A 17,483-nucleotide genomic window follows, 5' to 3' on the forward strand; every position below is an offset into this window, starting at 1 on the left:
TTATAGTTTCGATGAGTGGGTCCGTTATTTTACTCATCACCGCCGTGTCCGATTCCCCCGCGTGTCGATCTCCTCGACCCACGGCGGCGCTTCCGGCCGCTCGACATCCGACTCGACGCGGTATCGGACCGTCATCCCGCTTCCCGGCCCCGTCAGCGCGTCCCACCACGTCTCGGCGTCCACGACCGTCGCCTCGACGTCGGCGTGCAGCACGCGACCGTCGTCGGGGGCGACGAGCACCTCCCCGTTCGTCGTGCGGACCCACGTCGCCCGTCGATCACCGAGCAGGCCGTACGCGCGTGTCACCCAGCCCGGCTCGGCGGCGTAGCGGACCACCTCCCGACCGTCGAAGCGGGTCGTGCCGCGCCGCTCGTACGGCACCTGTGCGAGCATCGACAGCGGGACGTCGGTGCCGAAGACAGTGCCGGCATTCACGCCGTCCCGGTCGGCGGTGTACACCGTCCGCGTGGCGTCGACCGCGCGGACGAACTCCTCGCTGTCCCGGTAGGCGTCCCGGAAGCTCCGGTAGTCGGCGGCGTTCATCCAGGTCTGGCGGGTGAAGCTCCCGTTGCGCTCGTAGCGGACGATCGTGGTCCGGCCGTCCGGGCCGCCGTAGCTCCACCGGATGAGCGTCACGGACGGGTCGCCGGGCACGAACGTCCGGGTGCCCGTGATCGAGTACGTCTCCCCGTCGACGGTCGTGTGCAGGCGGGCGACGACGCGGTAGGAGTCGTCGACCGGGAACGTCGTGTCCGCCGCCTCGAACGGGAGTTCGCTGGGGGTCTGGGGCGCTGGCTCGTGGACGAACAGCCCCCACCATCCGCCCGCCGACACGACGAGGACGAGGACCACGGCAGCAACCACGCGCCAGTCCCGGGCCATCGCCGTGATACCCTCGCGATCACGTGGAACCGTTTCGCCGAGCGAGCGGACCAGCGATCGGACCGACGCGGGGATCACCGGCGGCGGCTCGTCCTCGGCGTCGTCATTCGTCTCCGGATCGGCTCCCTCGGCCGACGCCTCCTCGTCAGTCCCCGATTCGTCGACGGCGGCTGGCTCCCCAGTCGACATCTCCTCGGCGGACGCCAGTTCGTCGTCGGCACTCGTCCCGGCGTTCCCGGACTGCGAGTCCTCGATCAGATCGGACCAGTCGTCGTCGATCGGTCGGCCGAAGTGATCCTCGAAGAGGGCTGCCGCACGATCGCGGTCGAGACCGTAGAGGAGCATCTCGTGGAGCGCACCGGCCCCGATAGCGTCGGCGTCGGATCCCACCGACGCTGCAACCACGAGACGGCCGTCGTCGGGCGGCGCCGTCCCGCGGTCCTCGACCGGGAGCAGCACCTCGTCGCCGACGATCAGGCGGTCGCCGTCCCGCTGGACCTCGTTTCCCTGGGCCCGCCAGAGATCCGCGACGAAGGCGGTGAACGTCGACCGCGAGCAGTCGGCAAGTAGCGCACGGAACGCCCGTTCGGGGATCGCCGCCATGGGCCGCTCTCAGGCTCCCTCCCGAGCGCTGGCGGGCGGATCCGACGCGCACGGGCGGCACACACACCGGCGCGAGTCGACAGCACCGTCGGCGACCCACCGTGCCGGCGCTGTGCCTCGTCCGTTTGCCGGGGTGACACCCCCAACGTGGGCGCGATGTCGACCGTCCATAGCGACGATGTTGCGTACAGCCAACAAAAACGCTACCGCCGCCCGCAGGGTGGCCGGTACTCAGAACACGGAGGGGGTCCCCTCGACGACGCGTACCGAGACGCGTTCGCCGCGTTCGACGCCGCCCTCACGCCCCTGAACGACGACCTGGACGTCGTCGAGATCGCCGTCGGGATCGACGAGGTAGTTGGTCTGGTCCCCCTGGAAGTACCGCTCGACGACCTTGCCGTCGATGTCGCCGACGCCGTCTGTGAAGTCGAAATCCTCCGGCCGGACCGAGACGGTCACGTCGCCGGACTTCCCGGCAGCGGGGACCGTGAACCCATCGCTGCCGCCGACCTGGACGACGGTTTCGCCGTCCCGCTCGACCGTCTCCCCGTCGAACAGGTTGGTGTCCCCGATGAAGTCCGCGACGAACTCGGTCGCGGGCTTTCGGTAGATCTCCTCGGGCGCGCCGATCTGCTCGATGTGGCCGTCCTTCATCACCGCGATGCGGTCGCTCAGCGTCATCGCGACCTCCTGGTTGTGCGTCACGTAGAAGAACGATCCCTGGGTCTTCTCGTGGATCGTCCGGAGTTCGACCTGCATCTGTTTGCGGAGCTTCCGGTCGAGGCTGGCCAGCGGCTCGTCCAGCAGCAGCATCGACGGCTCGTTGACCAGCGCCCGTGCCAGCGCGACACGCTGCTGCTGGCCACCGGACAGCTCCGTCGGGTTGCGCTCCTCGAACCCCCCGAGGTCGACCAGTTCGAGGTACTCCGAGATGCGCTCGTCCTTCGTCGACCCCTCGACGCCGGCCTTGTTCAGCCCGTAGCCGACGTTCTCGGCGACGGTCATATGCGGGAACAGCGCCAGGTGCTGGAACACGAGGTTGGTGTCGCGGGCGTTCGGGGGAACGCCGGAGACGTCCGTATCGTCGATGTAGACGGTCCCCTCGGTCGGCGTCTCGAACCCGCTGATCATCCGCAGCGTCGTGGTCTTCCCACAGCCGGACGGTCCGACGAGCGAGAAGAACTCGCCCCGGCGGATATCGAAGTCGAGACCGTCGACGGCCGTGAGGTCGCCGTACTCCTTTCGAACCCCGTCGAGTTCGACAAGCGCCTCGCCAGGGGATCCGTCCGGTTCGGTCACCGCCTCCTGGTCTGCGGCCATGCCCATGCTTAGCAGGACCCGTGGTTAAGAACCTAGCGCTGTGTCAGCACGACACACTCCTGCTCGGCTGGAAGGGTGGTAGGGCCGCGCTTCCGGGTGAATCACAGCCGAGGGCGGATAGTTGATCGTGCGACAGTATACCAAATAGACAGTAGTTTTATTCGGGACGATTCGTAAGGCGCCAAACGATGGCACACGACAAGAGTGACCATACCAACCGAACTGGCACCGACGGTCGGACGGTCGACCGTCGGACCTACCTGGCGGCGGCGGGTGCCGCCGGGCTCACCGCGACCGCTGGCTGTATCGGTCCGCTCGGCGGGAGCGGCGGCGGCGGCCCGCTGAACATCATCGTCTGGAACGACTACACCGAGGTGCAGGACCAACTCGAGGAGGAAGTTGGCCGGACCATCAACATGACCGCCATGACGAGTTCCACGAAGATGTTCAGCAAGTGGAACGCCGGCGGGGCCGATCAGTTCGACATGGCGCTCCCGAACAACAACCTGGTGAACAAGTTCTACCAGGCGGACCTCCTCCAGAGCATCAGCACCGACGCGATCGGCAACTGGGGGGACATGTACGAGAAGTTCCGGAACCTGTCGAACCAGCAGTTCCAGTACGACGGGTCGATGTACGGCGTCCCGATCCGGTTCGGCTGGTACGGCATCTCCTACGACAAGGAGCAGGTGCCCGAATCCGGCCGGCAGACGACCGAGACACTGTGGAACGACGAGTACGAGGGGAAGATCGCGGTCTACGACAACCACTTCAAGGCGCTCGGGATGGCGGCACTGCACCTCGGGTTCCATGACGCTTTCGAGGGCGAAACGGTGTCGCTGTCTGACTCCCAACTCGAGGAGTGCAAGCAGGCACTCATCGATCAGAAGCCGTTGCTGTTCGGCTACCTCGCCGGCAACCCCTCGTGGGTGAAGGCGTACAAGCAGGAGAACGTGTACGCGGGCTGGAGCGGCCGCAACGAGATCGTCCAACTCCAGCAGGACGGCGTCTCCCGTGCGGGGACGACCGTCGCCGAGGAGGGCGGCCTCGCGTGGTACGAGGCGGCCATCATCTCCCAACAGTCCGAGAACAAGGAAGCCGTGCAGGACCTCATCAACGCCATGCTCGACCCCGAGATCGGGGCCCAGCTGGCGGAGGCCGGGGGGGCACCGACTACCGTCCCCGGCATCGAGGAGCATCTCACCGAGGAGCAGCAGAACATGTTCATGGTCGACCCCTCGCGGATGGAGAGCCTGATCCCGTTCAAGCCAATGGAGGACGAGCAGGCCTGGATCTCCGCGTGGGAGGAAGTCAAGGACGCCTGAGTCAGATCGACTCATGAGCGTTCTCTCTATCGTCGATCGGGAGACGCGGGAGCGGCTCATGTCGCGGCTCCGCTCGGAGAAGCGGAAGCTCGCAGTCACGACTGGGCCGAGCCTCCTGTGGCTCGCGCTGTTCCTGCTGGCCCCGGTCGCGCTGATGACGGCGCTGAGCTTCGCCCGCGTGAACCCGACGACGTTTCAGGTGATCTGGGAGCCGAACCTCGAGTCGTACCGCGCGCTGTTCCAGGGGGGGACGTTCACGTCGATCGTCCTGCTCTCCTTCAAGATCGCGGTCGTCACCACGATCATCACCATGGCGCTGGCGTTCCCCGTCGCCTACGCGCTGGTGACGCGGCTCGAACGGAGCTTCGGGGTGGTGATCTTCCTCGTGCTGCTGCCGTTCTTCACCATGTACATCGTCCGTGCGTACTCGTGGCTGCTGCTGTTCGGCGACGGGGGGATCCTCAACACCGTGTTCCGACGACTGGGGCTCCTCGGGACGACCAACCTGTTCCCCTACGGCGAGGCCGCGGTCGTCGTGGGGCTCGTGCACGCGTACTTCCCGTACATGCTGCTGTCGCTGTACGCGAGCCTCGACGGGGTCGACTTCGCGCTGGTCGAGGCGGCGCGTGATCTCGGCGCCAGCCGCGTCGAGACGTTCGTCGACGTCATCTTCCCGCTCGTGCTGCCGGGGATGATCGCCGGGTCGCTGTTCGTGTTCGTCCCCAGCCTCGGGGCGTTCATCACGCCGCGGTTCCTCGGCCAGGGGAAGATCCTGATGCTCGGGATGTACATCGAACAGCGCGTCGGCGCGCTGTACCAGGTCGACTACGCGAGCGCCGCGAGCATGATCATCGTGCTCACGATCCTGATCCTGTTCGGGCTGAGCTTCAGGTACATCGACATCGAGGATCTGGGGGGGGTCTGAGATGCGCGAACGGACCATCTCCCGACTCCTGTACGCCGTCACCGTGCTGACGCTGGTGTTCCTCTGGCTGCCGCTGACGGTGATGATCTTCCTCTCGGTCGCGGAGAACGCGTCGACGGTGTTCCCGTTCCGCGGGTTCACGCTGAGCCACATGGTGGCGGCGTTGAACGACGGTCTCATCGTCAGATCCGTGCTCAACAGCGCGTTCGTCGCCACCGTCGCCGCGAGCATCGCGACGGTCATCGGCGTGCTGGCGAGTTTCGCGCTGGCCCGCTACGAGTTCCCCTTGAAGGACGCCTACCGGACGCTGCTGATCACGCCGATGATCATCCCCGGTATCGTCCTAGGGCTCGGGCTGCTGGTGTTCTTCAACACCGTTCTGGGGATGCAGCTCTCGCTGGTCACCATCATCCTCACCCACAGCCTCTACGGGCTCCCGTTCGTCGTGCTCATCGTCTCCTCGCGGCTGTACGCGTTCGACGCGAGCGTCGAGGAGGCTGCCCGCGACCTCGGGGCCGACCAGTGGGAGACGTTCTGGGACGTCACGTTCCCGATCATCCGCCCGGCAGTGATGGCGGGCGCCGTGTTCGCGTGGATCCGGTCGTTCGAGGACTTCATCCGCGCGTACATGGTTCAGGGCACCGAGAACGTGCTGACGGTGACGATGTACGGGCTGATCAAGTACAACTCGACGGCGAAGATGAACGCCATCTCGACGCTCATCATCGTCCTCATCGCGGTCCTGCTGGCGATCGGGATGAACCTCGGCAACGTCACCGAGCACGTCATCGATACGGAGGGCGAGTGAACGGATGAGTGACGAACCCCCCGGGCCGGCGCCCTCCAGCACCGGGGATCCCTCGGCGAACAGCCGACCCGACGCCAGCGAGGTCGTCGAGCACGCCCACGCCGTCGTCCCTGGCGGCGCCCAGACGGGGCTGCGCGCGCAGGCGTTCGACCTCGGCGACGTCGCCTTCGAGGCCGCCGAGGGCGCGACCATCCGGACGGTCGACGACGAGGCGTACACCGACTACCACCTCGGGTTCGGGCCGGTCGTACTCGGCCACAACGACGACCGGGTCGACCGTGCGGTCCGCGAGGAGCTCGATCGGGGGGTGCTGTACGGCGCCGGCACCACGCCGCTGGAGGTCGACGTCGCCGAGCGGCTGGTCGACCGCCTGCCCAGCGTCGAGCGCGTCAACTTCTGTAACAGCGGCACCGAGGCGACCTACCACGCGATCCGGCTCGCCCGCGCCCACACGGGGAACCGGAAGGTGCTGAAGTTTGAGGGGTGTTACCACGGCTGGCACGACTACGTCGACGTCTCGGTGTACCCGCCCGCCGACCGCCTCGGCGAGCGCTACCCGGAGTCCGACGGGATGCTCCCCGAAGCCGTCGAGGCGACGCTGGTCGAACGGTTCAACGACGCCGACGCGGCCGCGGCGACGATCCGCGAACACGCCGACGAGCTGGCGGCGGTGATCCTCGAACCGATCCCGCACTCGGTGGGCTGTCTCCACCCGCGGGAGTCGTTCCTCCGGACGCTCCGGGAGGCGACGGACGCTCACGATATCCCCCTCGTCTTCGACGAGGTGATCACCGCGTTCCGCCACGCGCCGGACGGGGTGCAGTCCGAACTCGACGTGACGCCGGATCTCACCTGCGTCGCGAAGGCGCTGGGCAACGGCTACCCGGTCGCGGCGGTCGGGGGGCGTGCCGACATCATGGCCAGGGCCGGCGGCGACCACGAGTCGGGGGTCGTCGTCAGCGGCACCTACTCGGGCCACCCATCGGGGCTGGCGGCCGCCAGGGCGACGCTCGACACCCTCGACGGGGGCGACGTTCACGATCACCTCACCGATCTGGGTGAGCGCTACCGGGAGGGGCTCGAAGATCTGCTCGACGACCACGGGATCGAGGGGCGCGTCCTCGGCCACCGGAGCATCTTCGCCCCGCAGTTCGGCGTCACCGGCGAGCCACGCTCCTACGACGACGTCGTCGGCCTCGACGGCGAGCGGTTCCGCGCCTTCGCCCAGGGGATGTTCGAGCGCGGCCACTTCTTCACGCCGAACCCCTACAAGCGCCACCACCTGTCCGCCGCCCACGACGAGGCGACCCTCGAGCAGTATCTCGACGACGCCGACGACGTGCTGGCGGGGCTGTAGTCGCCCCGCCACCACGCAACAGAACTGTGACGGAACGCGCTCGGAGGGTGAAATTTTTAACCCGGAGCCGAGCACAACCTCCCCATGGTCGAAGCGCTGGCGGTCGCGAGCGGCAAGGGCGGGGTGGGGAAGACCACCAGCACGCTCGCCCTGGGCATGGCGCTCGCCGACGATCACGACGTGACCGTCGTCGACGCCGACACCGGGATGGCGAACCTCTGTTTCCACACCGGGCTCGCGGACGCCGACACCACGCTCCAGGACCTCCTGCTCGACGACGCCGACGCGGCCGTCGACGAGGCGGTGTACGAGCGGTTCGGGCTCTCGCTCGTCCCGTGTGGCACCTCGCTCTCGGCGTTCCGCGAGGCCGACCCGACGCGGCTCCGTGAGGTGGTCGCCGAACTCGCCGCCGACACCGACGTGCTCTTACTCGACTCCGCGGCGACGCTTGGCTCCCAGTCGGCGGTGCTCCCGCTGGTGCTCGCGGACCGCACGGTGGTCGTGCTCCAGCCCACCATCCCCTCGCTCTCGGACGGGCTGAAAGTCCAGGAGTACGCCCGCTCCTACGGCACCGAGACCGCGGGCGTGCTGTTCAACCGCGTGCAGGACGACGAGGCGATCGACCGCGTCGCCGACCAGGCCGAGCAGTACTTCGGCGGGCCGACGCTCTCGACGATCCCCGAGAGCGACGCCGCGCGGGCGGCCCGGCGGGCGGGCGAGCCCCTGCTCGCGTACGCACCTGACTCCGCGGCCGCGGCGGCGTACCGTCGCGCCGCCGACCGACTCGACCTGCAGGACGGCGACGAGGGCGCGGTCGCCGAACGGTTCCGCTCGGCGGTGATCCCCGAGCCGCCATGAGCGACCCCTCGGTCGGCGGCGAACTGGCGATCCCCGAGGGGCGGCTCGTCCGCTCACGGGTCGGCGTCGCGGGCGCGCTCGACGCCGCCCTCGCCCGGAAGCTGACGGGGTACGCCCGGATCGAGCCCGACTCGCTGCTCGCCGACGGCGAGCCCGGAGTGCTCACGTTCGCGGACGGCGTGCCGCGTGCCGCGTACTGCGGGCGGGGTGAGGGGGACCGGCGTGGGACCGGCGCGCTCGCGGCGCTGGCCGGCCCGGGCCCCTGTTCGGTCGAACTGTACGAACTCCCCGGGGACGCGCTCGAGGAAGTCCACGACACGCCCGAGTTCACGGTCCCGCCGGGTGCGCCCGCCGAGGAGTTGGCCGACGAGTCGGCGCTGGCCGAGCGCACCCGCGAGCGCGCGCCGGACGACGCGGGCAGCGACGGGGGGAGCGCGCTGGAGTCGTTCCTGCAGGACGAGGAGCGCATCGCCGCGATCCAGGAGGAGGCGCGCGCGGAGGCGGAGCGGCGGGCCGAGGAGTGGGGGCTCGACGGGGAGTTGGCCGAGTAGCGCCGCCGGTTGAGGGGGCATAAGACCGAAGTCCCTGCCCGCCGCCAGGGGGAGGCATGCAGTGGCCTCGCGAGATGGAGCGGCAGCGCCTCGCCTGGTGGCTGGTCGGTCTCGCCCTCCTGATCGTCGTCGGCCGGTTCGCGCTCAACTTCGTGGGGACGTTCGTGTTCGGCCTGTTCGTCTACTACGGCGCGCGACCCATCGCCGAACGGATCGAGGACGTCGTCGGCCACCGCGGCGCCGCGGCGACGCTGACGGTGCTGGCGATCGTCGTTCCGGGGCTGACGCTCCTGGGGTACGTCGGCCTGGTGGGGTTCCGAGAGCTGACAGTCGCACTCGACCCGGAGCTGCTCGCCGCGATAAGCGAGCGGCCGTCCATGCCCGACGCCGTACGACAGCTGATCAGCGATCCGCGGGGGTATCTCACCAGGCTCGACAACCTCGGCGCGATCCGCGATCAGTTGACCACGGGGCTCCGCCAGCTGGGTGTCCTCGCCAACGGGCTGGTCCACCTCACGCTCGCGCTCTCGATGAGCTTCTTCCTCCTGCGGGACGGGAACCGGATCGACGCGTGGTTCCGCGAGGAGGTCGGCGGCGAGGGGAGCGTCCCCCACGCCTACGTCTCGGCGGTCGACGCCGACCTGCAGACGGTGTACTTCGGCAACGTGATCACCGTCTCGCTCGTGACGGTGCTGTCGGTCGTCGTCTACAACGGGTACAACGCGATCGTCCCGTCGGCGGTGACGCTCCCGTTCCCGACGCTGCTGGCGCTGCTGACTGGCGTCGCGACGTTCGTCCCGCTGGTCGTCGGCAAGATCGTCTACGTCCCGGCGACGGCGTACCTCGGCTGGCTGGCGTACCAGGACAGCACCGGGCTGTTCTGGGCGCCGCTGTCGTTCCTGGTCGTGGCGTTCGTCTTCCTCGATCTGCTGCCGCAGGCAGTGCTGCGGCCGATCATCTCCGGCCGCTCGCTCCACACGGGGCTGGTGCTGTTCGCGTACGTGCTCGGCGCGGCGTATTTCGGCTGGTACGGGCTGTTCCTCGGGCCGCTGCTCGTGGTGCTCGCGGTGCAGTTCCTCAACGTCGTCGTGCCGGAGCTGATCCACGGCGACCCGCTCTCGCCGGAACCCTCCGCCGCGCTCGGACTGGGTCACGATCCGGAGGACGGCGTCGACGGCGAGATCGACGAGCAGGACGCTCCCGAGGAGACGACGGGCGAGGACGGCGAGAACGGGAGCGACGACGGGAGCGAGTGAGACGCCACGTTAGCGGTCGACGCCACGGCGGAAGAGGATCGGGAGAAACGGGACGAACAGCAACACGAGCAGCGTATCGTACTGCCAGTAGACGAACAGGCTGACGGCCACGCTGGCGAGCAGTCCGACAGCGGCGGTCAGCACGCGCGAGTCGACCACACGCCAGAAACGGGAGCAAGCCGGAAAAACCTGAACGGGGTGGAGGGAGCGGGGACGGCAGTGGATCGGCGGTTCAGATCCGGCTCGGTCAGTGGATCGACGGTTCAGATCCGGCTCGGTCAGTGGATCGACGGTTCAGATCCGGCTCGGTCAGTGGATCGGCGGTTCAGGCCCGAGTGGGCTCGTGCCCGTGGCCGACGAGGAACGCGACGGCGTTCAGCACCAGCAGCGCACAGAACACGAGCGGCAGATTCCATATCGCGCCCGTGGCCACGAGCGGGAGGTAGGCCAGCGGGAGCGCGACTGCGGACCAGAACGCCGCGGTGCGAACGGGGACGAGCAGTGACGCCGCGGCCGACACCGCGGACTGGGGGAGTTTGTCGCCGGCGACGGGCACCGACGTGGAGGGTTCGGAGGTGGACATGGTGACTCTACTCGGTCCATGGACCGGGGACCACGTATAAGGGTGAGTTCGTACCCGACGGTTCGGCCCGTTTCACGCGGGATACGCAGTGCCGAACGACGTTTTACGAACGCTTTAGATCGGTCAAAACGGTTTATCGGATCGATAGAGACGGTTTCGTGGAGAAGGTGGTCGAGCCGGTCGTGAGCCGCTCGACGCCCGATGAGGGGCGGAATCGGTGGGGTCTCGCGGCCGCGGCGCTGCTGGCCCGGCGGGAGCAGGCAGCCCCGGCGGTCCACCCGGACGCTTTTGCGCTCCGGCCCCCACCCGGAAGGCATGCCGACCGAACTCCCCGACGCCGAGTACCGCTCCCGTCTCCGCGAGCTGCGGGGGAAGCTCGCGAACACCGACGCCGACGCCGCCGTCTGGTTCTCGGCGACGAGCATCCAGTACGTCGCCGGGTTCGAGCACGTCCAGACCGAGCGCCCGGTCTGTCTGGCGGTCACCGACGAGCGAATCGAGATCGTCGTCCCGCGACTGGAGGTCGAGCGCGTTCAGGGGGTCGACCGCATCGACGCCGTCCACCAGTACTTCGACTACCCGCAGGGTCGGCCGATCGAGGCGGTCGCGGAGATGCTCGAGGGGCTGGGGGCCGAGCGAGTCGCGGCCGACAGCGACGGCGCGCCGGGCGTGATGGGGTACGATGGCCCCGCACTCTCGGCGTTCGTCGACGTGGAGACCCAGTCGTGGGTGTCGCGGATGCGCTGGGAGAAAACCGACGCCGAGATCGATCTGATCCGGGAGTCCGCGAAGTGGGGGAACCTCGCCCACCGCTACCTCGCGGACTACACCGAACCCGGCGCCCACCCCGCGACCGTCTCCCAGCGGGCGTCGATGGAGGCCTCGCGGGCGATGCTCGACACGCTGGGCGACGGGTTCGTCGAGAACGTCCGCGGCGACGGCCCGGCCCACGCGGGGTACATCTCCGCCCACGAGACCGCGCTCCCGCACGGCCACACGCCGAACCAGCGACTCGAGCGCGGTGACGTGTTGATCACCGGCGCCAGCGCGAACGTCGACGGGTACGGCTCGGAGCTCGAACGGACGATGTTCGTCGGCGACGTGAGTAGCGAGCAGGAGCAGTACTTCGACCTGATGCTCGAGGCCCAGGACATCGCCATCGACGCGCTCGGCCCGGGCGTGCCGCTGTCGTACGTCGACGACCAGGTCTGGGAGTTCTACGAGGAGCAGGGGATCGCCGACCTCGCCCAGCACCACGTCGGACACAACATCGGCCTCGGCGGCCACGAGCCGCCGTACATCGACCGGGGCTGGGGCGAGTACGACCACGTCGACGACGCCGACCGCGAGATGCAGCCGGGGCAGGTGTACACGATCGAGCCGGGGATCTACACCGACGACGAGGGGTACCGGCACTCGGATACGATCGCGATCACCGAGGACGGGATCGAGTGGCTGACGTACTACCCGCGGGATCTGGAGTCGAACGTGATTTCTGGGTAGTCGGGAGTGTGGGTTTTGGTTGGGGGCGTGGGCGCGGAGTTCGGTGTTTTGGCGTGAACGTGACCGCGGAGTTCGGGGCTTTTCGACCGCGAACAGCAACAGCATCTCGAAGCATGTCCACTTGTGACCGCACCGCCCTGCACAGGCCTCGAACCTCCCCAGCCGACTCCTTCCCTCGTTTCACTCGGTCAGTCGTCCCTCGCGCACTCGTTCGCGCCGACGCGCTCACGTCGCGCGCCACCGCGGCCGCGGGGCGGTAGCGGTGGACGCCTCGGGCTCGCGACGGTCGCGAGCCCGGGAGGAGGGGTGGGGAGTCCATGCTGTGCCGGGCCTCGTGGCCGGCACCCTGCGGTCACAAGTGGCCAACGATTGAGACGCTGTTGCGGCCGCGGTTGCTGTCTCAGTAGCCAACGATCGAACTGCTGTCGCAGTTGCGGACTCCGTAAACGAGATCCAACTCCCTCAAACCCGGAGGAAAGCTACCACCGAAAAATCAGTCGTCCGCCGCAGCCACCGCACCCGCCTCCTCGCTCCCGGCCTGCATCTCCCACAGTTTCGCGTAATCGCCTTCTTTCCGCAGCAGCTCCTCGTGGGTCCCGCTTTCGGCGACCTGCCCCTCCTCCATCACCACGATCCGGTCGGCGTCCTGGATCGTCGACAGCCGATGGGCGATCACGAACGCCGTCCGGTCCTCGGTCAGCCGATCGAGGCTCTGCTGGATCTGCTCCTCGGTCTCGGTGTCGACGTCGGAGGTCGCCTCGTCCAGAATGACGATCTCCGGGTCGTTCAGCAGCGCGCGGGCGATGGCGAGGCGCTGGCGCTGCCCGCCCGAGAGCTTCACGCCGCGCTCCCCGATCTGGGTGTCGTAGCCGTCCGGGAGGTCGGTGATGAACTCGTGGGCCTCGGCGGCCTTCGCGGCGTCGACGACGCGCTCGTTCACGTCCTCGCCGTCGTCGGAGAGCACCGAGAGGTCGCCGTAGGCGATGTTCTCCTCGGCGGTGCCGGAGAACATGTACGGGTTCTGCTCGACGATCCCCACGTGTTCACGGAGGGCGGGGAGATCCCACTCGCGGACGTCGACGCCGTCGACGCGCACGGAACCTGAATCCACATCGTAGAACCGCGGGAGCAGCTTCAGCAGCGTCGACTTCCCCGCGCCCGTGGTGCCGGCGAGCCCGACCGTCTGCCCGGCCTCGACGTCGAGGTCGATGCCGTCGAGAACGGTCTCGTCGCTGTCGTACCCGAACGTCACGTCGTCGAACTCGACGTGGCCCGCCACGTCATCGGACTGCGTCCGATTGGCAGACGAGCGTGGCTCGTCGACCTCCTCGGGAACGTAGGCGTCCTCCGGCGTCGTCACCGCCGGCTCGCGACCCAGGATGCCGAACACGCGCTCGGAGGAGGATTTCGCGAGCTGGTACTTGTTCGCCGTCTTCCCGACGCGGCGCATCGGCGAGTAGAGCCGGCGGAGCAGCATGAAAAACAGCGAGAGCGTCCCGATAGTGAGCGCGGGGCTGTTCCCCGCGCCGTACTGGATCACGTCCGTGCCGGCGACCCACAGCAGCGCGACGAACACGACGCCGGTGACCACCCGCAGCGAGGAGAAGAACGCCCGCCGGATCTTGATCGCGCCCACCTTCTCGTCGTGGTACGTCTCGCTCTGGTCGGCGACGCGGTCGAGTTCGAACTCGTAGCGGTTGAACGTCTTGATCACCCGCGCGCCGCCGAGGTTGTTCTCCAGCCGGGAGTTCAGCCGCGAGACGGTCTCGCGGATCCCCCGATATTTCGGCTCGATCCAGGTGAGGAAGCGCCCGGAGGCAAGGCCGATGATCGGCACCGGCGCGAGCGCGATCAGCGCCAGCTTCGGCGAGTAGTAGTACATCACCGCCGCGATGCCGCCGACGGTCGCGATCACGCGGATCGCCTGCCGGATCTCGGTGTTGAGGAACTGCTCCAGCCGATTGATGTCCTGGTTCAGCACGGACATCATCGCGCCGGTCTGGTGGTTCGCGAAGAAACCAAGCGAGAGCCGCTGGATGTGGTCGTACGTGTCGTTCCGGAGGTCGCGCTGGACCTTCTGGGCGGTGGACATGAACAGGTACCGCGACACGAACCGCGTGATAGAGCGGATCACGTACGCGAGGATCGCGATCACCACCAGCTGTTCGAGGAACGCGGTTTTCGCCGCCGCACTGGTTATCTCCCCCGCCGGCAACAGCCCGGCCTGGGTGAGCAGGCCGTTCGCGCCCGCGTTGCCGCTGATGACGCGGTCGATGGCCGCGGCGACGACGATCGGCGGCACCAGCCGCGAGAACCGGGTGACGAACGCGGCCACCAGCCCCACCGACAGGCGGGGCCAGTAGGGGACGCAGTAGCGCAGGAGCCCCTTCATCGAGTGGCCGTCGACCGACTGACGGATCTCGGAGAAGCTCCCGTGTTCGTCCGACATATCGGTTCGAAACACACCCCAGTCGGAAAGACCTGCGGCTGGCGGAGAGCGGAACCGGTTCGACGGCCCGGCTTGGCTGGGTCGAAAACGGCGGACGTGAACGGTGTCGGCTCGGGGCTACCGGTTCAGCGTGTGGATCGCCTGATCGTCGGCGTTCTCGGCGGCCTCCATCACGGCCTCCGCAAGCGTCGGGTGGGTGTGGACCGTCGACGCCACGTCCTCCAAGGTCGCGCCCATCTCGATGGCGAGCGCGCACTCGGCGATCAGTTCGCTCGCTTCCGGGCCGACGATCTGCGCGCCGAGGACGAACCCCGCTTTCTCCTCGGCGACGATGCGGACGAACCCGTCGCTCTCGCCGGTCGTGAGCGCGCGCCCGGAGGCGCGGAACGGGAACTCACCCACCTTCGGGGTGAATCCAGCTTCCTCGGCTTCGTCCTCGGTCATCCCCACGGTCGCGATCTCGGGGTCCGTGAACACCGCTGCGGGGATCGCCTGCTGGTCGAGCGCGGCCGGCTCGCCGGCGATGACCTCCGCGGCGACGATCCCCTCCTTGCTGGCCTTGTGGGCGAGCATCGGCTCGCCGGCCACGTCGCCGACGGCGAAGACGTTGTCGACGTTGGTGCGGGCCTGGTCGTCGGTGTGGATGAACCCGTTGTCGTCCACCTCGACGCCCGCGGCCTCGGGGTCGAGGCTGTCCGAGACGGGCTGGCGGCCGACCGCGACGAGCACCTTCTCGGCGTCGTAGGTGTGCTCCTCGCCGTCCTCGTCCTCGGTGGTGACGACCACACCGTTGCCGGTCTCCTCCCAGTCGCTCGCGGCCTCGCCGAAGTTGAACTCGATGCCGAGGTCGTCGGCGCGCTCCTTCACCGGGCGGGCCACGTCGTCCTCGTACCCCGGGAGGATCCCGTCGAGCATCTCCACGACGGTCACGTCGACGCCCATCTTGGCGAACACCGTCGAGAGCTCCATCCCGATGTAGCCAGCGCCGACGACGAGCAGCTCCTGTGGGGGGTCCTCGACGTCGAGGGCGTCCCGCGAGGACCAGATCGGCTCGTGTTCGAACTCGAAGCCGGGCACCTGGATCGGCCGGGAGCCCGTCGCGACGATGGCGTGCTCGAACTCGATCGACTCCGAGCCCTGCCCCTCGCCGCCGTGGGCGATGCGGGCGGTGGAGTCGTCGACGAACGTCGCTTCGCCCTCGATCAGGTTCACGCCGTTGGCTTTACAGAGCTTCTCGACGCCGCCGGTGAGCTGATCGACGACGCCCTCCTTCCACTCCTGCATCTCGTCGGTGTGGATCACGGGGTCGGCGTGGACCCCCATCTCCGTCGCGTTGCGGGCGTCGTGGGCCACGTCCGTGGCGCTGATCAGCGCCTTCGAGGGGATGCAGCCGTAGTTGAGGCAGGTCCCCCCGTACGCGTCCCGGTCCACGAGCGTCGTGTCCAGCCCGTTCTGTGCGGCGCGGATGGCGGCCACGTAGCCGCCCGGCCCCGCGCCGATCACCAGTACCTCCGTTCCCGTCGTGACGTCTCCTACGACCATTGTTAGAGCAGCAGTTTCGTCGGCTCGGCCAGGTGTTCTTTCACCGTGTTCGTGAACTTCGCGGCCTCGGCGCCGTCGATCACGCGGTGGTCGATGGCGAGGGAAAGCGGCAGCGTGTGGGCTGCGACGACCTCACCCTCCTCGACGACCGGGCGCTGTTCGACCGCGCCGAGCCCGAGGATCGCGGTCTCGGGGTAGTTGATGATCGGCGTGGCGTACTCGCCGCCGAAGGCGCCGAAGTTCGTGATCGTGAACGTCCCGCCCTGCATCTCCTCGCGGGAGATCGAGCGGTCGCGGGCTTTCGCCGCGAGCTCCTGCACCTCGTCGGCGAGTTCGAGCAGCCCCTTCTCGTCGACGTGCTTCACGACCGGCACCATCAGCCCCGCGTCCGTGGCGACCGCGATGCCGATGTTGTAGTAGTTCTTCAGCCGGATGACCCCCTCCTCCTCGTCGAGCTCGGAGTTGAGGATCGGGTACTCCTTCAGCCCGGCCACGACCGCCTTCAGCACGAACGCCATGTACGTCAGGCGCGTGCCCTTCTCCTCGGCGGTCCCCTTCAGTTCCTCGCGGGTCTCGACCAGCTGGTCGATCTCCGCGGTGTCGTGGTGGGTGACGTGCGGGGCGGTGTACTTCGAGGTCGCCATCTGCTCGCCGATCGTCCGGCGAACGCCGCGGTAGGGCACCGTCTCCTCGCGTTCGGGTTCGGCAGTCGTGGAGGCGGCGCCGGCTTCCGCGCCCGCGGCGGCTTCGGCGGCACCCTCGGACTCCTTGCGCTCGGCGAACGCGCGGACGTCCTCCTCCTCGACGAACGCCTCGCCGTCGCGGGTCTTCTCGGTCGGCACCGCATCGAGATCGACGCCGAGCTCGTCCGCCAGGTTCCGCGTCGCGGGCGTCGCGAGCGTGGTCTCCCGCATCGCCTCCGGACTGTCGCTGGCGCTGACGGTTTCGCTCGCGCCGGCGCCGGGCGGCGTCTCCGCCTCCTCCTCGCCGGGGGTGACCGGCGTCTCGTCGGCGGTCTCGTCGTGTTCCTCGGTCGACTCGTGGTAAGCGCGGACGTCCTGCTCGCTGATGCGGCCGCCGGGGCCGCTCCCCTCCACGTCGGCGATGTCGACGCCGAGTTCGCGGGCCAGCCGCCGGGCCGCCGGCGGCGCGAACACGCGGCCCTCCGGCGTCTCCGCCGCAGCAGCTTCCTCGGTGTCGGTCTTGGCCTCGTCGGTCGACTCGCCGGGCTCGGCCTCGGTGTCGGGCGCTTCTGCTTCCTCGTCGCCTTCCTCGACTTCGCCGACCTCGAAGGAGATGATCACGTCGCCGACGGGGACGATCTCGCCTTCCTCGGCGAACAGTTCCTTCACGGTGCCGTCGTAGCGGGAGGGCACCTCGACGAGCGCCTTGTCCGTCTCGACCTCGGCGACGATGTCGCCCTCGCTGACGGTGTCGCCGGGCGACACCTGCCAGGAGACCAGTTCGCCCTCGGCGACGCCCTCGCCGACGTCGGGTAGCTTGAACTCTTTGACCGTCATG

At 68.5% G+C, this 17,483-nt stretch carries 15 protein-coding genes; 8 read left to right on the forward strand and 7 right to left on the reverse strand.

The window, feature by feature from the left end; translation table 11 throughout:
* Positions 1-36: 36 nt before the first annotated feature.
* Entirely contained in the window at positions 37-1,485 is a 1,449-nt protein-coding gene (locus B4589_RS09270; protein WP_079234005.1) for a hypothetical protein, read from the reverse strand.
* A 231-nt stretch (positions 1,486-1,716) separates the two neighbouring features.
* Positions 1,717-2,805, reverse strand: a complete 1,089-nt coding sequence (locus B4589_RS09275) for an ABC transporter ATP-binding protein (RefSeq protein WP_079234006.1) — start codon at positions 2,803-2,805, stop codon at positions 1,717-1,719.
* A gap of 188 nt (positions 2,806-2,993) precedes the next feature.
* Between B4589_RS09275 and B4589_RS09280 the strand changes: the two genes are divergently transcribed.
* The 7 genes from B4589_RS09280 to B4589_RS09310 all read left to right on the forward strand — a co-directional run bounded on the left by B4589_RS09280 (position 2,994) and on the right by B4589_RS09310 (position 9,885).
* Positions 2,994-4,130 (forward strand): PotD/PotF family extracellular solute-binding protein, encoded by a 1,137-nt coding sequence (locus B4589_RS09280; protein ID WP_079234007.1) that lies wholly within the window; start codon positions 2,994-2,996, stop codon positions 4,128-4,130.
* A 13-nt stretch (positions 4,131-4,143) separates the two neighbouring features.
* Positions 4,144-5,055 carry an ABC transporter permease gene (locus B4589_RS09285; protein WP_079234008.1) on the forward strand — a complete coding sequence of 304 codons (912 nt, stop codon included), beginning with the start codon at positions 4,144-4,146 and terminating at the stop codon, positions 5,053-5,055.
* Position 5,056: 1 nt separating this feature from the next.
* A complete protein-coding gene (locus tag B4589_RS09290) occupies positions 5,057-5,863 on the forward strand; it encodes an ABC transporter permease (RefSeq protein WP_079234009.1) in 807 nt (268 codons plus the stop codon).
* Positions 5,864-5,867: 4 nt separating this feature from the next.
* Entirely contained in the window at positions 5,868-7,220 is a 1,353-nt protein-coding gene (locus B4589_RS09295) for an aspartate aminotransferase family protein (RefSeq protein ID WP_079234010.1), read from the forward strand.
* Between the two features lie 84 nt (positions 7,221-7,304).
* Positions 7,305-8,078, forward strand: coding sequence for an AAA family ATPase (locus tag B4589_RS09300; RefSeq protein WP_079234011.1), 774 nt, complete (start codon positions 7,305-7,307; stop codon positions 8,076-8,078).
* Positions 8,075-8,629, forward strand: a complete 555-nt coding sequence (locus tag B4589_RS09305) for a hypothetical protein (protein ID WP_079234012.1) — start codon at positions 8,075-8,077, stop codon at positions 8,627-8,629. Before B4589_RS09300 ends, B4589_RS09305 begins: the two co-directional genes overlap by 4 nt.
* Positions 8,630-8,685: 56 nt before the next feature.
* Positions 8,686-9,885: an AI-2E family transporter gene (locus B4589_RS09310; protein WP_079234013.1), complete on the forward strand. Its 1,200-nt coding sequence runs from the start codon at positions 8,686-8,688 to the stop codon at positions 9,883-9,885.
* Positions 9,886-9,894: 9 nt separating this feature from the next.
* Here B4589_RS09310 and B4589_RS09315 read toward each other — a convergent pair whose 3' ends face one another.
* Positions 9,895-10,044 carry a hypothetical protein gene (locus B4589_RS09315; RefSeq protein ID WP_158081161.1) on the reverse strand — a complete coding sequence of 50 codons (150 nt, stop codon included), beginning with the start codon at positions 10,042-10,044 and terminating at the stop codon, positions 9,895-9,897.
* Between the two features lie 166 nt (positions 10,045-10,210).
* Positions 10,211-10,468, reverse strand: a complete 258-nt coding sequence (locus B4589_RS09320; protein WP_079234014.1) for a hypothetical protein — start codon at positions 10,466-10,468, stop codon at positions 10,211-10,213.
* A gap of 315 nt (positions 10,469-10,783) precedes the next feature.
* On the opposite strand from B4589_RS09320, the gene B4589_RS09325 reads away from it, so the two are divergent.
* Entirely contained in the window at positions 10,784-11,971 is a 1,188-nt protein-coding gene (locus tag B4589_RS09325; protein ID WP_079234015.1) for a Xaa-Pro peptidase family protein, read from the forward strand.
* A 493-nt stretch (positions 11,972-12,464) separates the two neighbouring features.
* On the opposite strand, the gene B4589_RS09330 is transcribed toward B4589_RS09325, so the two are convergent.
* The 3 genes from B4589_RS09330 to B4589_RS09340 all read right to left on the reverse strand — a co-directional run bounded on the left by B4589_RS09330 (position 12,465) and on the right by B4589_RS09340 (position 17,482).
* On the reverse strand, positions 12,465-14,420 hold the full coding sequence (locus B4589_RS09330) for an ABC transporter ATP-binding protein (protein WP_079234016.1): 1,956 nt from the start codon (positions 14,418-14,420) through the stop codon (positions 12,465-12,467).
* Between the two features lie 117 nt (positions 14,421-14,537).
* Positions 14,538-15,962, reverse strand: a complete 1,425-nt coding sequence (gene lpdA, locus B4589_RS09335) for a dihydrolipoyl dehydrogenase (protein WP_079234017.1) — start codon at positions 15,960-15,962, stop codon at positions 14,538-14,540.
* Between the two features lie 2 nt (positions 15,963-15,964).
* Positions 15,965-17,482 carry a 2-oxo acid dehydrogenase subunit E2 gene (locus B4589_RS09340; RefSeq protein WP_079234018.1) on the reverse strand — a complete coding sequence of 506 codons (1,518 nt, stop codon included), beginning with the start codon at positions 17,480-17,482 and terminating at the stop codon, positions 15,965-15,967.
* Position 17,483 lies beyond the last annotated feature (1 nt).

Source organism: Halolamina sp. CBA1230 (genome assembly GCF_002025255.2).
Taxonomy (GTDB): domain Archaea; phylum Halobacteriota; class Halobacteria; order Halobacteriales; family Haloferacaceae; genus Halolamina.

Coding starts and splice junctions, on each gene's coding strand:
- B4589_RS09270 (WP_079234005.1), bottom strand. CDS start 1,485: ATGGCGGCGATCCCCGAACGGGCGTTCCGTGCGCTACTTGCCGACTGC.
- B4589_RS09275 (WP_079234006.1), bottom strand. CDS start 2,805: ATGGCCGCAGACCAGGAGGCGGTGACCGAACCGGACGGATCCCCTGGC.
- B4589_RS09280 (WP_079234007.1), top strand. CDS start 2,994: ATGGCACACGACAAGAGTGACCATACCAACCGAACTGGCACCGACGGT.
- B4589_RS09285 (WP_079234008.1), top strand. CDS start 4,144: ATGAGCGTTCTCTCTATCGTCGATCGGGAGACGCGGGAGCGGCTCATG.
- B4589_RS09290 (WP_079234009.1), top strand. CDS start 5,057: ATGCGCGAACGGACCATCTCCCGACTCCTGTACGCCGTCACCGTGCTG.
- B4589_RS09295 (WP_079234010.1), top strand. CDS start 5,868: ATGAGTGACGAACCCCCCGGGCCGGCGCCCTCCAGCACCGGGGATCCC.
- B4589_RS09300 (WP_079234011.1), top strand. CDS start 7,305: ATGGTCGAAGCGCTGGCGGTCGCGAGCGGCAAGGGCGGGGTGGGGAAG.
- B4589_RS09305 (WP_079234012.1), top strand. CDS start 8,075: ATGAGCGACCCCTCGGTCGGCGGCGAACTGGCGATCCCCGAGGGGCGG.
- B4589_RS09310 (WP_079234013.1), top strand. CDS start 8,686: ATGCAGTGGCCTCGCGAGATGGAGCGGCAGCGCCTCGCCTGGTGGCTG.
- B4589_RS09320 (WP_079234014.1), bottom strand. CDS start 10,468: ATGTCCACCTCCGAACCCTCCACGTCGGTGCCCGTCGCCGGCGACAAA.
- B4589_RS09325 (WP_079234015.1), top strand. CDS start 10,784: ATGCCGACCGAACTCCCCGACGCCGAGTACCGCTCCCGTCTCCGCGAG.
- B4589_RS09330 (WP_079234016.1), bottom strand. CDS start 14,420: ATGTCGGACGAACACGGGAGCTTCTCCGAGATCCGTCAGTCGGTCGAC.
- lpdA (WP_079234017.1), bottom strand. CDS start 15,962: ATGGTCGTAGGAGACGTCACGACGGGAACGGAGGTACTGGTGATCGGC.
- B4589_RS09340 (WP_079234018.1), bottom strand. CDS start 17,482: ATGACGGTCAAAGAGTTCAAGCTACCCGACGTCGGCGAGGGCGTCGCC.